16 protein-coding genes are annotated in these 13,868 nt (G+C 74.7%); 10 read left to right on the top strand and 6 right to left on the bottom strand.

Going from position 1 to position 13,868, the window contains the following annotated elements:
* Positions 1-72 precede the first annotated feature (72 nt).
* The 4 genes from ACFYUY_RS21550 (at position 73) to ACFYUY_RS21535 (ending at position 2,403) form a co-directional block, all read left to right on the top strand.
* Positions 73-276, top strand: a complete 204-nt coding sequence (locus ACFYUY_RS21550; RefSeq protein ID WP_387902500.1) for a hypothetical protein — start codon at positions 73-75, stop codon at positions 274-276.
* 88 nt (positions 277-364) lie between these two features.
* The gene (locus ACFYUY_RS21545; protein ID WP_387902497.1) at positions 365-508 is read left to right on the top strand and encodes a hypothetical protein; all 144 of its coding nucleotides are present in this window, start codon (positions 365-367) and stop codon (positions 506-508) included.
* A 3-nt stretch (positions 509-511) separates the two neighbouring features.
* Positions 512-1,690: a methyltransferase domain-containing protein gene (locus ACFYUY_RS21540; protein ID WP_387902494.1), complete on the top strand. Its 1,179-nt coding sequence runs from the start codon at positions 512-514 to the stop codon at positions 1,688-1,690.
* Positions 1,691-1,821: 131 nt separating this feature from the next.
* Positions 1,822-2,403, top strand: a complete 582-nt coding sequence (locus ACFYUY_RS21535) for an AAA family ATPase (RefSeq protein WP_360210468.1) — start codon at positions 1,822-1,824, stop codon at positions 2,401-2,403.
* Positions 2,404-2,488: 85 nt separating this feature from the next.
* Here the strand turns inward: ACFYUY_RS21535 and ACFYUY_RS21530 are convergent, their stop codons facing one another.
* The 4 genes from ACFYUY_RS21530 to ACFYUY_RS21515 all read right to left on the bottom strand — a co-directional run bounded on the left by ACFYUY_RS21530 (position 2,489) and on the right by ACFYUY_RS21515 (position 5,617).
* Complete coding sequence (locus tag ACFYUY_RS21530) at positions 2,489-2,701, bottom strand: hypothetical protein (RefSeq protein WP_360210466.1); 213 nt, start codon at positions 2,699-2,701, stop codon at positions 2,489-2,491.
* The gene (locus ACFYUY_RS21525; protein WP_360210464.1) at positions 2,698-3,132 is read right to left on the bottom strand and encodes a hypothetical protein; all 435 of its coding nucleotides are present in this window, start codon (positions 3,130-3,132) and stop codon (positions 2,698-2,700) included. The genes ACFYUY_RS21530 and ACFYUY_RS21525 overlap by 4 nt, the downstream gene beginning before the upstream one ends.
* 218 nt (positions 3,133-3,350) lie before the next feature.
* Positions 3,351-4,868, bottom strand: a complete 1,518-nt coding sequence (locus ACFYUY_RS21520; RefSeq protein WP_387902490.1) for a sensor histidine kinase — start codon at positions 4,866-4,868, stop codon at positions 3,351-3,353.
* 8 nt (positions 4,869-4,876) lie between these two features.
* Complete coding sequence (locus ACFYUY_RS21515) at positions 4,877-5,617, bottom strand: response regulator transcription factor (protein WP_387902487.1); 741 nt, start codon at positions 5,615-5,617, stop codon at positions 4,877-4,879.
* Between the two features lie 346 nt (positions 5,618-5,963).
* Between ACFYUY_RS21515 and ACFYUY_RS21510 the strand changes: the two genes are divergently transcribed.
* The 4 genes from ACFYUY_RS21510 (at position 5,964) to ACFYUY_RS21495 (ending at position 9,897) form a co-directional block, all read left to right on the top strand.
* Positions 5,964-6,143, top strand: coding sequence for a hypothetical protein (locus ACFYUY_RS21510; protein ID WP_360210458.1), 180 nt, complete (start codon positions 5,964-5,966; stop codon positions 6,141-6,143).
* A gap of 64 nt (positions 6,144-6,207) precedes the next feature.
* The gene (locus tag ACFYUY_RS21505) at positions 6,208-6,750 is read left to right on the top strand and encodes a hypothetical protein (RefSeq protein WP_387902484.1); all 543 of its coding nucleotides are present in this window, start codon (positions 6,208-6,210) and stop codon (positions 6,748-6,750) included.
* Positions 6,751-6,855: 105 nt separating this feature from the next.
* On the top strand, positions 6,856-8,067 hold the full coding sequence (locus tag ACFYUY_RS21500) for a 4-hydroxybenzoate 3-monooxygenase (RefSeq protein ID WP_387902481.1): 1,212 nt from the start codon (positions 6,856-6,858) through the stop codon (positions 8,065-8,067).
* Positions 8,068-8,151: 84 nt separating this feature from the next.
* Positions 8,152-9,897 carry a methyltransferase gene (locus ACFYUY_RS21495; RefSeq protein ID WP_387902479.1) on the top strand — a complete coding sequence of 582 codons (1,746 nt, stop codon included), beginning with the start codon at positions 8,152-8,154 and terminating at the stop codon, positions 9,895-9,897.
* A 12-nt stretch (positions 9,898-9,909) separates the two neighbouring features.
* On the opposite strand, the gene ACFYUY_RS21490 is transcribed toward ACFYUY_RS21495, so the two are convergent.
* Entirely contained in the window at positions 9,910-10,230 is a 321-nt protein-coding gene (locus tag ACFYUY_RS21490; RefSeq protein ID WP_387902476.1) for a hypothetical protein, read from the bottom strand.
* Between the two features lie 119 nt (positions 10,231-10,349).
* Between ACFYUY_RS21490 and ACFYUY_RS21485 the strand changes: the two genes are divergently transcribed.
* Together ACFYUY_RS21485 and ACFYUY_RS21480 are read left to right on the top strand one after the other, a co-directional pair.
* Entirely contained in the window at positions 10,350-10,970 is a 621-nt protein-coding gene (locus ACFYUY_RS21485) for a TOPRIM nucleotidyl transferase/hydrolase domain-containing protein (protein WP_387902474.1), read from the top strand.
* A gap of 298 nt (positions 10,971-11,268) precedes the next feature.
* Positions 11,269-11,646, top strand: a complete 378-nt coding sequence (locus tag ACFYUY_RS21480; RefSeq protein WP_387902472.1) for a peptidoglycan-binding protein — start codon at positions 11,269-11,271, stop codon at positions 11,644-11,646.
* Between the two features lie 107 nt (positions 11,647-11,753).
* Here ACFYUY_RS21480 and ACFYUY_RS21475 read toward each other — a convergent pair whose 3' ends face one another.
* Entirely contained in the window at positions 11,754-13,748 is a 1,995-nt protein-coding gene (locus ACFYUY_RS21475; protein ID WP_387902469.1) for a discoidin domain-containing protein, read from the bottom strand.
* Positions 13,749-13,868 lie beyond the last annotated feature (120 nt).

Here is a 13,868-nt window from a genome sequence, read left to right as displayed (position 1 = left end):
CCGGGTCGGAATCCTGCGGGAATGGCAGCCCTGCACCTGCGGCAGGGACGTGTGTCCGGACAGGGGCGCGTCGTGAGCCTCCGCGAGATCGCCGTCCGCCTGCCCGAGGTGCCGCCGCCGGACACCGATGAGTGCCCGGGGTGCACGTACTTCGACCGGGCCGAGGCGCAGTACCCGCAGGTCGAGCACCCGACGATCGGGCGGATGCTCGCGCGCAATCGTGCCCGGCACGTCGAGGACGGGGAGTGCGCTGCTTCAGGGGTGGCCGGTGAGTGACCAGGACACCCCGGGGACGCGGCCGGGGCGGGCGGTAGCACCCGGCGGGCATCCGCCTGCCGGGCACGATCAGCAGGGAGGGCCTGACATGGGCAAGCGCGGTGGCGGCACCGGTTCCGGTGACGGCGGCAGGCAGCAGGACGACAGCAACAAGGGCTCCGGGCACGGCGGTGGCGGCTCGGACGAGGGCGGCAACACCTCGGACGGCCAGAACCCGGCGGGCGGTAGGTAGGCGGTGGCCGGAGAGACGCACGAGGAGGCGGGCCCCCGGCGGCTCGCCTCCGCGCTGGTGGCCGGCGGCGCACTCCGACCGGACTGGCTCCCTTCCTTCGAGGCCGTGCCCCGCGAGCGGTTCGTCCCGGACCGCATCTGGCCGGGCATCGCGGACGGCACCCGGCAGAACCCCGTGGTCCACCGCTCGAAGGACCCCGAGGCGTGGCACAGGGCGGTCTACTCGGACATCCCGCTGACCACGCAATGGGACGACGGCGCCCACGAGGGGGACGGCCTCGGGGTCACCCCGAGTTCGTCCAACTCCATGCCCACGATGGTGGTCTCCATGCTCCGGGACCTGGACGTGCGTCCGGGTGACCGGGTGCTGGAGATCGGTACGGGCACCGGGTGGAACGCGGGCCTGCTGGCCCGGCGGCTCGGAGACGCCAACGTGGTGAGCGTCGAGTACGACCCGGACGTCGCCCGGGGTGCCCGGGAGAACCTGAGCCGGGCCGGACTCGCGCCGACCGTGGTCGAGGGCGACGGCCGGGCGGGCTGGCCGCAGGGCGCTCCCTACGATCGCATCATCGCCACGTGCTCCCTGCTGGAGATCCCCGCGGCCTGGCTGGAGCAGTCGGCCCCCGGCGCGGTGATCGTCGCCCCGTTCGGCACCGAGTACGGCGGGGAACAGATCGTGCGGCTGACCGTGAACGGCGACGGTACCCGGGCGGTCGGCCACTTCACCGGCGGTTCAGCATTCATGAGGCTGCGTCAACAACGCACCGAAAGGCCGCTGTTCGAGGAGTACCTGCACGGAGTGGAGTGGCCGGCCGACGGCGTGAGGAGCACCACCACGCTGTCCCCGCGGGACACCGGCGAGTGGTTCCGGCAGTTCGTCATCGGCCTCGGAGTCCCGGGCGCGTTCTGGCGGGCCGAGCGCTACGACAACGGCGCGTACACGTTGTGGATCCACAGCCGGGACAAGCGGTCCTGGGCGTCCGCCGACTACGAGCACGGCCGCACCGAGTACGAGGTGTACCAATCCGGCCCGCGCCGCCTGTGGGACGAGGTGGAAGCCGTCTACCGCTGGTGGGACGACCGCGGCCGACCCGGACACGAGCGCTTCGGCCTCACCGTCACCCCCGACCGCCACACCGCCTGGCTGGACGGTCCCGACGACCCCGTCCCCACCGGCGGCTGACCGAACCCGCCGCTCCCGGGCACCTCGGAGTCCGCGAGCGGCGGGCGCGCCGGCCGCCGCGCCGGGCCCGGTCACGGCACTGACCGGGGCCGGTGTGCGACCAAGATCATGACGGTGCCTATGCTGTCCCGATGTCCGACAGCACCTGCCCGACCCTGCTCTTCGTCATCGGCCCGGCCGCGGTGGGGAAGATGACCGTGGGCGGCGCCATCGCCGAACGCACCGGGTTCAAGCTCTTCCACAACCACCTGACCATCGAGCCGCTGCTGAGGCTGTTCGACTACCAGTCGCCGCAGTTCCAGCGCCTCAACCACGGCTTCCGCGAGCAGATCTTCGCCGAGGCCGCCGCCAGCGACCTGCCGGGCCTGGTGTTCACCCTGGTGTGGGACTTCGACGACCCCGAGGACGCCGCGCTCGTCGAGCGCTACGCGGCCCCGTTCCGCGAGCGCGGCGCGCGGGTGCTGTTCCTGGAGCTCTCCGCCGACCAGGACGTCCGCCTGGAGCGCAACGCGGGTGAGTCCCGGCTGGCGGAGAAGGCCTCCAAGCGCGACCTGGCGTGGTCCAACGACAACCTGGTCGGCATGGACGCCAGGTACCGCCTCAACTCGGTCGACGACTTCGCCCACCTCCCCGGGGCGCACCTGCGGATCGACAACACGCACCTGGAACCGGACGCGGTGGCCGAGCGCGCCGTGCGGCACTTCGGGCTCTGACCCCCACGCCGCGGAGCGCACCGCGCCCCGGCACCGCGCCCCGGATCCGACCCCGGTCCGGGGCGCGGCCGGGGCGCCCGCCCGGTCAGCCGTTGTCGGCCGCCGTGTCCGCGTCCGCCTGGGCCGCGGCGCTCTCCGCGGCGTCGAGCTTGTGCTGCATGTCCTGGACCTGCCCGCTGTCGGCGGCCCCGGCGCCCTTGTCGGCGCCCGCGCCGGAGCCCGAGGGCCCGCAGCCGGTCAGCAGGGCCGTCCCCGCGAGGACGAGGGCGGCCAGCACGGTGGCCGGGCGGCGGGTCACTTGGAGCCGCCCTCGCCGTTGGCGGCGCACCAGGTCGCCACGGACTTGAGGTCGTTCTGGCGGGTCTGCAGCGTGGTGACCAGGGCCTTGCGGGCGGTCAGCCGGTCGTTCAGGAGCGTCTCGATCTCGGTGTGGCCGGCGGTCTTGGCGTTGGTGACCCGCTGCTGCAGCCGGGAGACCGAGCCGACCACCGTCGCGTCGCCGCCCAGCCGGGCGAGCGCCTTGGTGACCCGCTCCTCGGTCTTCGGCAGCCGCTTGCAGATGCCCTTGGCGCCGTCGCCGGTGGGCGCCGCCTTGGCGGTCGGGGCACCGGAGGCCGAGGATCCGGAGCCGGCGGCCTGGGCGGGGGCGACGGCCAGCAGCGAGCCGGCCAGCGCGAGGGCGCCGAGGGCGGCGGCCCGGCGGGCGACGGGCATGCGGTTGACGAGCATGGGAGTCCCTTCCTTCTTCCGTTGCGTCCGCGGGCGCGGCGCGCAGCGCGCCGGTCACGGACGAGCGTCCAGACTCGGCGACCCCCCGACGTGCGGCCGGGGGCGCCGGACGACCGGGAGCGTAGGACGGCTTCTTGTGGATTCCCTGTGGAACGCCCACGGCGGCTCGGCGGGCGCCCGAAGCCCGGCGCCCGAAGCCCTGCCGCCGCCGCCGTCGCTCAGTGCTGCTCGCCCGAGATCCAGTCCCGCCGCCCCGGCAGCTCCACGGTCGGTGCCTCGCTGACGGGCAGCGGCAGGCCGACCTCCACCCGGCACCCGGCCCCGTCCGGCGGCGTCGTGATCCGCACGCCGCCCCGGTGCAGCGCCGCCTGCTGGGCGACCAGGGTGAGCCCGAGCCCCGAACCGGGGCTGTCGCGGCGCCGGTGGAAGCGGTGGAAGACCGCCTCCCGCTCGCCCGGCGCGACGCCGGGCCCGGCGTCGTCGACGGTCAGCACCGCGAGCGCGCCGGCCGCCGTCAGGCGGACCGCCACCCGGGCCGGATCCGTGCCGACGCGCCCGTGCACGGCGGCGTTGCCGAGCAGGTTGGCCAGCATGATCCGCAGCCCGGACTCCCACCCGAACACCCGCAGCTCCGCCGGGACGTCCACGGTGAGGACGGCCTCCGGGTGGCGGCGCCGGGCCTCGGCGGCGGCCGCGTCGACGAGGTCCGGCAGGTCGACCCAGCCGAAGGAGTCGGCCTCCACCAGGTCGCCCCGGGCGAGCATGCCGAGCGCGGTCAGCAGGTCCAGCAGCCGGGCGTGGTCCTCGCGCAACTCGGCCACCACCTCGGCCCGTTCGCCGGGCGCGAGGTCCGGATGCGCGGCCAGCACGTCCAGGTTGGTGCGCAGGCTCATCAGCGGCGTGCGCAGCTCGTGCGAGGCGGCGGAGGAGAACGAGCGCGCGGTGTCCAGCGCCTGCGCGGTGCGCCGCGCCTGCTCGTCGTAGCGGGAGAGCAACAGGGCCAGGGCGGCGCCGAGTTCGTCGACCTCGACGGTGCCGCTGCGCTCCGCGGTGAACTGCGCGCCGACCGGTCCGCCGCCGGCGCCGGGACTCCCATCGGCGGCAGGCCCGTCACCGGCGGCCGGGGGCGCGGCCGGGTCGAGCTGCGCCGCCCGGCGGCTGAGCCTGCGCAGCGGCGCGGTGGCGCGTTCGGCGAGGGCGAAGCCGATCAGGGCGGCGACCGGCGCGGCGACGGCCGCCACCAGCAGCACCCGGCGGCGCACCGCCGCCGTCTGGGTGTCGGCCTGCCCGGCGGGTGCGACCACCCACAGGGTGCCGCTGCCGCCGTTGGCCCCGGTGCCGGAGATCCGGACGGTCAGCACCCGCCAGGCGCCGCCCTGGTCGTGGACGGTGGCCGGGCCGCCCGGGGCGGTGGGGAAGGCCTGCGGGTCGGCGGGCTGCGGGCCGACGGACAGCAGGACGGTGCCGTCCGCGGCGGCGACCCGCACGCCCGAGTCCAGGGCGGCGTCCAGGACCTTGCGCTGCTGGTTCTGCTCGACCTTGGGCCGCCCCTTGGTGTCGGCGGCCACTAGGGCGCGCACGCCCGGCAGGACGGCCGCGGCCCGGTCGCCCAGCCGGGTGTCCTGCTGGTGGCGCAGGTCGCGCCCGACCAGCGGCAGCAGGAGCAGTCCGGCCAGCACCACCAGCAGCGGCACCACGGCGGCGGCCCACAGGGCGATCCGGGTGGAGAGCCTCACGGCGGCCGCTACCCGTTCCCGCCGGGCGCGCGCAGCACGAAGCCCACGCCCCGGACGGTGTGGATCAGCCGGGGGCGGCCGCCGGCCTCGGTCTTGCGCCGCAGGTAGCTGACGAAGGTGTCCACGGCGTCGCTGCGGACCTCGAAGTCGTAGCCCCAGACCCGTTCCAGCAGCAGTTCGCGGGAGAGCACCAGCCCGGCGTTCCTGGCCAGCTGGGTGAGCAGCTCGAACTCCCGCCGGGTGAGCCGCAGTTCCTCGCCGTCGAGGAGGGCCTGCCGGGTCCCGGGGTCGATCAGCAGCGGCCCGGCCACGACCCGGTCGGCGGGCTGCGGCGGGCGGCGGCGCAGCAGGGCGCGCAGCCGCAGCACCAGCTCCTCCAGGGCGAAGGGCTTCACCAGGTAGTCGTCCGCCCCGGCCTGCAGGCCGGCCACCCGGTCGGCGGGCTCGTCCAGGGCCGAGAGCATCAGCACCGGGACGTCGTCGCCGCGGGCGCGCAGCGTGCGGCACACCTCGGCACCGCTGATGCCGGGCATCGACACGTCGAGCACCAGGACGTCCGGTGCGGCCGGCTGCATCGCGGCGAGCGCGCTCCCGCCGTCCTCGGCCAGCGCGACGGTGAACCCGCTCAGCCGCAGGCCGCGCTCCAGGGTGCGCCGGATCGCCGCGTCGTCGTCCACCACCAGGACCCGGCCGCCGCTCCCGGCCCCGCCGCCGGCGCCGACCGCCGCGCCGCTCCCGCTCCCGTCCATCGCCCTCTCCTCGCCTTCGGGCCGCCGACTCTCTCACACGACCCGTGGGCCGCGGCAGCGGGGGAGGGGCGCCGCCGCGCGCACCTGGACGGCCCGCGGGGCCCTTCCCGTCCGTCCGGGAGGCGATCGGAGCCGGGTTCCGGGGAAATTCCGGCGGCCGGCCCGGGGCGAGGGAGAAACGGCCCCCGGATTCATTGTTGGAAATGCCGTGACACGCCCCCCGGGAATTCTCGTCCGGCGTGCGGCCGCGCCCGGCGTGCACGCCTTCCGGCCCCGCCGCCGAAGCGGCCATTCTCCTGAACTGTCTTCCCGGCACAGTGTCTTGGCGGCCCCGAGGGGAGAAATCATGACCACCGTGATGGAAGCGTCCCGATTCCTCCTCTTCGGCGGAATGGCCGGTGCCGGAAGCTACGGCGTCACGAAGACCCCGCCCGAAGGCGGCAGCCACACCATCATGCTCGCGATATCCGTCATCACCTGCCTCGTGGGAGTCATCGGCCTGATCGCCACCCTCTCCGGAAACTGATTCCGGCCCGCCTCCACCGGGCAGGGGAGCGGTGCGGGGGAGCGGGCACGCGGAGGGGCGGGGCATGGGGCGGACGATGGCGCGGGCGGCGGCGGCCGTACTGGCGACGGCGTTCCTGGCGGCGGCGGTGTCACTGGCCTGGTGGGCCGCCGCGGACCGGATCGCGGCGGCCATGGGCCTGGGGCCCGCGGACGGCGTGGTGCTGGTGGAACGCTGCTACGACGCGTACGACAGCGAGGGGGACAACGACGGCACCGACTGCGCCGGCCGCTTCACGCCCGCCGGAGCCCCACCGGCGCAGGCCCGCCCGATCCTGGTGAGGGGCGCCACCGACAAGCACCCGGCCGGTGCCCGGCTCACGGTGCGCCTGGTGGGCGGCGTGGCCTACGAGCCCTCGTCCTCGCCCGCGGTGAAGGCGGGCATCGTGGCGGCCGTGATCCTCGCGCTGGGCGCGGCCCCCGCGGGCTGGCTGCTGGTCGGCGCCTGGCGCGGCAGGGCCCCGGACGGCGGAGCGCTGGTGGTCAGCCTCTTCGTCGGGCTCGGCGCCGTGGCGGTCCTGGGCATCGCCGTCGGGCTGGTCGCGGGGCTCGTCGAACTGGTGCTCTGAGGGGCCGCCCCCGGGGCCCGCCACCGAGAAGGAAATCACCCTATTCACTGCTTCGGGTGATTTCTGCACTTCGATGTATTTCGCGCCGATTATGATCCACTCCCTGTGACGCAACGTCAGAACACCCCAGCACCCCGGAACACCGCCGACGTCGTCATCCTCGGCGCCGGGCCCGCCGGACTCCTCCTCGCCAACCTCCTCCACCGCAACGGCGTCGACTGCGCCGTCCTGGAACGCGCCACCCGCGCCCACGTCCAGACCCGCGCCCGCGCCGGCTTCCTCGCCGCCACCACCGTGCGCACCCTGGAACGCCACGGCCTCGCCGACGGCCTGCACCGGCGCGGCCACCGGCACGGCACCTGCGAGTTCCGCACCGACGACGGCCGCTTCCGCCTCGACTACGCCACCCTCGGCCGCCGCGACCAGCACACCGTCTACCCGCAACAGGACCTCGTCACCGACCTGCTCACCCACTACCTCGACGCCGGCGGCCGCATCCACTTCGAGACCGAGGCCCTCGCCGTCCCCGACCCGCACAGCACCCGCCCCACCGTCACCGTGCGCGACGCCGACGGCCGCCCCGACCACTGGCAGGCCCGCTACGTCGCCGGCTGCGACGGCCGCCACGGCGCCGCCCGCCGCTCCCTGCCCCCCGGCACCGTCCGCCACCACCGCGACCACGGCGTCTCCTGGCTCGGCCTGCTCGCCCAGGCCCCGCCCAGCCTCGACGCCGTCGGCTACGCCCTGCACCCCCACGGCTTCGCCGGCCACATGGCCCGCACCCCCCACGTCACCCGCTACTACCTGCAGTACGAGCGCGGCACCCCCGCCGACACCTGGACCGAGGACCGCATCTGGCACGAACTCGACACCCGGATGCGCACCGACGACCACGGCCCCCTGCACCACGGCCCGATCGCCCACCGCACCGTCGTCGACCTGGAATCCGACGTCGTCCAGCCACTGCGCCACGGCTCGCTCCTGCTGGCCGGCGACGCCGCCAGCCTGATCAGCCCCTCCGCCGCCAAGGGCGCCAACCTCGCCGTCCTGGAAGCCGAACTCCTCGCCCACGCCCTCACCGACACCCTCGCCCACGGCGACCGCGGCGCCCTCGACCGCTACTCGGCCCAGGCCCTGACCCACATCTGGCGCGCCCAGGACTTCTCCCTCTGGATGATCCGGCTGCTGCACGCCGAACCCGGCCAACCGCACGGCGAATCGTTCTTCCACGAATCCCTGCGCCGCTCCCGCCTCGCATCGCTGCGCACCTCCCGCACCCACCAGGACTGGTTCGCCGAGAACTACGTCGGCGTCTGAACCGCCCGCCCGTCCCCCCCAAGACCGCCGCACCCCCGCACCCGCACCCCCGCACCCCGGCACCTGCACCGAGGACACCCCGCCATGACGACGACACCCCCCGACGACGAGACCCGCCTGCGCCAGGCCGCCGCCTTCGTCAGGGAACAGGACACCGCCACCCTGCTCCCGCTCCTGCTCCCCGGCCTCGACGGCCCCGAACTGTGGGCCCTGGCCGCCCACTGCCGCCTCGCCCACGCCGCCCTGCTCGTCTTCCCGCCCGACCGGCCCACCCTGCACGCCCAACTCGCCGCCTGCGGCATGGCCTTCGACACACCCCCGATCCCCAGCGTCGTCGTCCGCGACCGCCTCGCCCGACGCCACCACCACGACCCCGCCGCACTCGACGTCAGGATCCTGCGCCCCGCCGTGCTCGGCCCCGGCCGGGAACCCCGCGAGGTCGAGGTCTTCGCCCTGACCGTCCCGCCCGGCTCCCCGCTGACCCGCATCGCCGCCCACGAACGCGCCCACCAGCACGAGGCCCACCTCGCCCTCGAGGTCGAACACCCCGACCCGCTGGTCCTGCGCGGCCTGTGCGCACTCCTCGCCCGGCACGACGCCACCCCCGACGGCGGCGGCTACAACCCCCACGAGGACGCCACCGTCCTCTACTTCACCACCCCCACCGACGCCAAGGCCGCCTACCGCCGCCTCGAACTCCACGTCCGGGGCGAACACCCCGACATCCTCGCCACCCACCTCGCCCGCCACCACGCCCACCAGCCCGCCGAAACCCTCCTGCACCTGCTCACCGGCGCCTGGACCACCCAGGCCCTCGCCGTCTGCGCCCGCCTCGGCCTCGCCGACGCCCTGAACCCCCGCACCGCCACCACCACCGCCACCCTCGCCCGGCACACCGGCACCCACCCCGACACCCTCGACGCCCTCCTGCACTACCTCGCCATGCTCGACGTCGTCACCCCCGACGGCGACGGCTTCCGCCTCACCGACCTCGGCGCCCTGCTGCGCACCGACACCCCGGACTCGATGCGGGCACTGGCCCTGATGTACGGCGGCCCCTTCTACCAGTCCTTCGCCGCACTGGAACACACCGTGCGCACCGGCGAGGCCGCCTTCGACCACCTCTTCGGCGAGAACCACTTCGACCACTTCGCCCGGGACCCGGAACTCGCCGACCTCTTCGACCGGTCCATGGCCGCGAGCTCCCGCATGTTCGAACCCGTCCCCGCCCACCCGGCCGTCACCGCCGCCGGCCGCTCACCCGCCCCCAGGACCGTCGTCGACATCGCCGGCGGCAACGGCGAACTCCTCGGACGCATCCTGACCGCCCACCCCCGCCTGCACGGCGTCCTCCTCGAACGCCCCCACGTCGTCGAGGCCGCCCGCCACGCCCTCGACGCGGCCGGCTGCGGCGACCGCTGCACCTACCGCTGCGGCGACTTCGCCGACGTCCCCGCGGGCGCCGACCTCTACCTGCTCTCCCGCGTCCTGCACGACTGGGACGACGCGCGCTGCCGCGAGATCCTGCGCCACTGCGCCCGCGCCATGCCCGCCCACGCCGACCTGCTCATCGTCGAACGCGTCCTGCCCGCCGACGCCTCCGCCTCCCTGGCCACCGCCTGGGACCTCCACATGCGGTGCAACACCGGCGGCCGCGAACGCCGCGCCGACCACTACGCCCGCCTGCTCGCCGACGCCGGCCTCGAACTCCTCGACCGCACCCCCCTGCCCCTCGGCGCCACCCTCCTGCACGCCCGCAGGGCCACCCTCCCCAGCCCCACCCGCCCACCCCACCCCACCCCGGCCACCACCACCGTCGGGCCCTCCTGACGTCCAGCCGGGTCAGGCGGGGTCGAAGGGGGTGTCGCTCCAGCGGAACCAGGCGCGGGTGTCCCGGACGTGCAGGAGGAACTCCGGGACGGGGCCCGACGGGGACACCAGGGAGAGGGAGGCGGCGATGCGGTCGTAGCAGTCGTCGAAGCGCTCGAACTGCTCGGCCTCCAGCAGGTCGAGGTACTCGTCGAACCACGGCCGCACCCGCGCGAACGCCTCCGTCGGGACGAAACGACCGTGCAGCCACGGGAAGTCGGCGTCGTCGACCACGATCCCGCCGAGCGGCTCCCCGCCCTGCAGCAACCGCCAGACCCCGCCCACGTACCCCATGGCGCCCCCGTCCCCGCAGCCCCGTGGACCGCACCCTCCCACGCGCCACCGACAACCGACGGGCCCGGCGGACGGAAAAGGCGGTGCCGGGGCCACCCGGTCAGCTGCAGAATCAGCCCATGGTGGACATGCAGGCGTTGCGGGACGCGGTGGCGGGCTGGGCGGCGGGCGGCCCCGGTGAACCCGCGCGGGAACTGGCCGGGCTGCTGGGGGTGCGGACCGCCGTGCTGCTGGAGGGGCCCAGCGACCTCGCGGCCGTCGACGCGCTGGCCGCGCTCACCGGCCGGGACCTGCCCGCCGAGGGGGTGTGCGTCCAGCCGATGGGCGGGGCGATGAGCGTGGGCCGCTACGCCGCCCTGCTCGGCCCGTCGGGGCTGGGGCTGCGCCTGGTCGGCCTCTGCGACGAGGGCGAACAGCGCTTCTACGACCGCGCCCTCGACCGGGCCGACGCCGCGCCCCACCGGGCGGTCTTCGTCTGCGCGGCGGACCTGGAGGACGAACTCATCCGCGCCCTGGGCGTGGCCGGGGTCGAGGAGGTCCTGCGCGCGGAGGGCGACCTCCCGGCCTGGCAGACCTTCGTGCGCCAGCCCGCGCAGCGCGACCGCCCCCCGCAGGACCGGCTGCGCCGCTTCCTCGGCACGAAGAAGGGCCGCAAGATCCGCTACGGCGGCCTCCTCGCCGGCGCCCTCACCCCCGACCGGGTGCCCGCCCCGCTCGCCGCGCTGCTCGCGAGCCTGTGAGCCGCACCGGGCCTGTGAGCCGCGCCGGGCCGGCCGGCGCGGGCTGTCCGGAAACGGCGGGGCCGTCCGCCGTTTCCGGATAGCGCCCGCCCGGCCGCCCGCGGTCCACTGGGGGCGATCTCGCGGTGGCCACCCCACGGGCCATCGCGAGCAGCCTGCGCCGGGAACGGGGAACGGGAACGGGTGACCGGGGGAGCGGTCCCCGGCCCCGCCGGGAAAACCGCAGGTGAGTGTCGGTGGGCCGTTGTATGGTGCGGACCCTGACGATCTTTCATCCTGCACGCTTACGGGGGTCCCCTTGAACCGCAACTCCACCGCGCGCCGCGGCGCGTTCCTGCTCGCCACGACCGGGCTCGTCACCGCCGGCCTGCTGGGCGGCACCGCCCAGGCGATACCCAACTCCGGCTCGCTCTGGGTCGGTTACGGCAAGGCGAACACGTACGCCAGCGTCAAGTGCGTCCAGCAGACGTCCAACTCCCTGCACTACCAGACCGGGTACAAGGAGATCGCGGTGGACGGCCGGTTCGGCCCGGACACCTACGGCGCGATCGTGGCCATCCAGAAGTGGGCCTCGCTGGAGCAGGACGGCGTCGTCGGCCCGCGGACCGGCGACGTCATGGTCGAGTCCACCAAGGACTCCTTCGGCTGCTACCGCTCCCTGCCGACCCTGCGCTAGCCAGCGGCCCCTGACCGGTAGCCGGTAGCCGGCCGGACGCACGCGCGGCCGCCCCGGGCCCGGAGTGCCACTCCGGGCCCGGGGCGGCCGTCGGCCGCGGGCGGCGCCTACGCGCTGTAGACGCCGACCTCGTGCAGCGAGTACCCCCACTGGGTGCCGCGCTGCACCCCGTGGACGCGGACGTAGCGGGCCGGCACACCGGCGAAGCGGGCGGTCTCCAGGCCGCCGCCCCCGGTGGCGGTGGACCACGCCGTGCGCCAGGTGCTGCCGTCGGTGGAGACCTCGATCCGGTAGGCCCGCCCGTAGGCGCGTTCCCAGTCCAGCGTGACCCGCCCGACCAGGGTGGTGGCACCGAGGTCGACCTGGACCCACTGGTCGTCGCTCCACTCGCTGGCCCAGCGGGTGCCGGTGTCGCCGTCCACGGCCCGGCCGGGCGCGTAGCTGACGAACGGGTTCCACCACTCGGTGGTGCTGGCCGTCGCCGGGTGGCCGGCGGCCAGGTTCACGGAGGACCGGTGCTGCTCCGAGGCCCCCCAGGTGGTGAGGTAGGACTCGGCGCCGCGGAACAGGTCGTCCAGCACGTCCTGGCCGCCGACCTGCCGGATGTCCTCCAGCCAGTCCGGGACGAGGCCGTAGTGCGCGGCGCCGTCGGTGTTGATGTCCCAGGTGCGCGAGCCGGTGGTCTGGCGGTCGATGAGGGAGCCGCCGTCCTGGCTGCGGAACGGGTAGTGCACCGGGTTGGCGGTGTCCGCCCCGCGCGGCCCGGGCCAGCCGCCGACGCCGTTCATGTCGGTGCCGTAGCCGTAGCCCACGTGGTACTTGTCGCGCAGCGCGTCGGTGCGCTTGGCCTCCGCGCTGAACGCCTCGGCGCCGTTCATGTACTGGGCGACGAAGCCGCCGAGCTTGTAGACCCGCTCGATCCAGTCGAGGTCCATCCAGCTGTGCGAGGAGATCACGCCCGGGTAGGACTCGGACTCCAGGATGGAGAACGAGCGGTCGGCCGCCTTGACGCTCATGTGGTCGACCTCGAGCATCATCTTGCGTTTCATCAGCCCGCGCACCGCGTACTCGCCGAGCTCGGTGAGCCCGCGGCTGTTGCACTGCGCGTCGCCGGCGTAGGAGGGCACCGCGACCCCGGCGGGGAGCTGCTGCTGCACCGCGGGCGTGGGGGCGAGCCCGATCGGGTTGTCGTGCTGCGGCCCGGCGCACTTCTCGGTCTTCCAGAAGGTGCCGGTGGAGAGGAACTGGCCGACGTTGATGGCCGTCCCGAGCGCGCCCTCGTCGAAGCGCACCCCGCACAGCGCGTTGTCGAACTTGTGGCAGAGGAACATGCTGCGCACGCCCAGCCCGTACAGCTCGTCCAGGCCGCGGTCGATGTCGGCCTTGCTGCACTGGGCGACGTCGAGGATCTGCTTGCAGCCGAAGGGCTCGGAGGTCTCCACGCCGAGGACGACGGCGAGTTTGCCCTGCTTGACGACCTCGCGGGCCTGTGCGCTGTCGGTGACGATGCGGAACCAGCCCTTGCCGGGCCCGCCGTACATCGAGTCGACGTAGGCCTGCAGGTCGTACGTCTTCTGCGCCTGGAGGCGGATGGAGGTCATCTCGTCGCAGCTGCGGTCCTTGAAGAAGTAGACCGAGCAGATGACCCCGTTGGTGACGAGGTCGTTGACCAGGACGCGCTGGCCGCCGCGCCAGGCCCGTTCGATCCACGCGTAGTAGTTCTGCTGGTGGGTGAGCGAGTCGTGGGCCGGCCAGTCCTTGAAGGTGGGCCAGCCGACCGGGTCGTGCTTGCCGTCGCCGCCCTTGGTGATGAGGTCGAAGATGGCGAGCGAGCCGTCGGGGTAGTGCTCGGGGCAGTCCTGCAGGGCGTCCGCGATGCCCGCTTCGGAGAAGGACTTGCCGCAGATGAGGCGGCCGCCGAACGCCTCGTTGGCCATGATGTGGTCGTGGGCGTCGACGAAGCCGCGCACCCGGCCCTGGTCGTCGGTGCCGCGGAAGGGCTCACCGGTGACGTTGATCTGGGAGTCGGGCGAGGGCCGTGCGGTCGGGTTCCACCAGCCGTCCCCGCCGGGTGCGGCGGGCGCCGGTGCGGCGAGCACCATGGCGGCCAGGGTCAGGAGGGCGGCCAGGAGCGCGGCTAATCCGCGTCTGCCGTGAGGGAGTCGGTGCAAGGGGTCACCACCCGTGTCCGAGGTGAGGGGGTGGCGCGGACGGGCACCGGG

This window comes from Kitasatospora sp. NPDC004745 (genome assembly GCF_042873275.1).
Classification (GTDB): Bacteria; Actinomycetota; Actinomycetes; order Streptomycetales; family Streptomycetaceae; genus Kitasatospora.
This window is presented reverse-complemented; position numbering and strand designations above follow the sequence as displayed.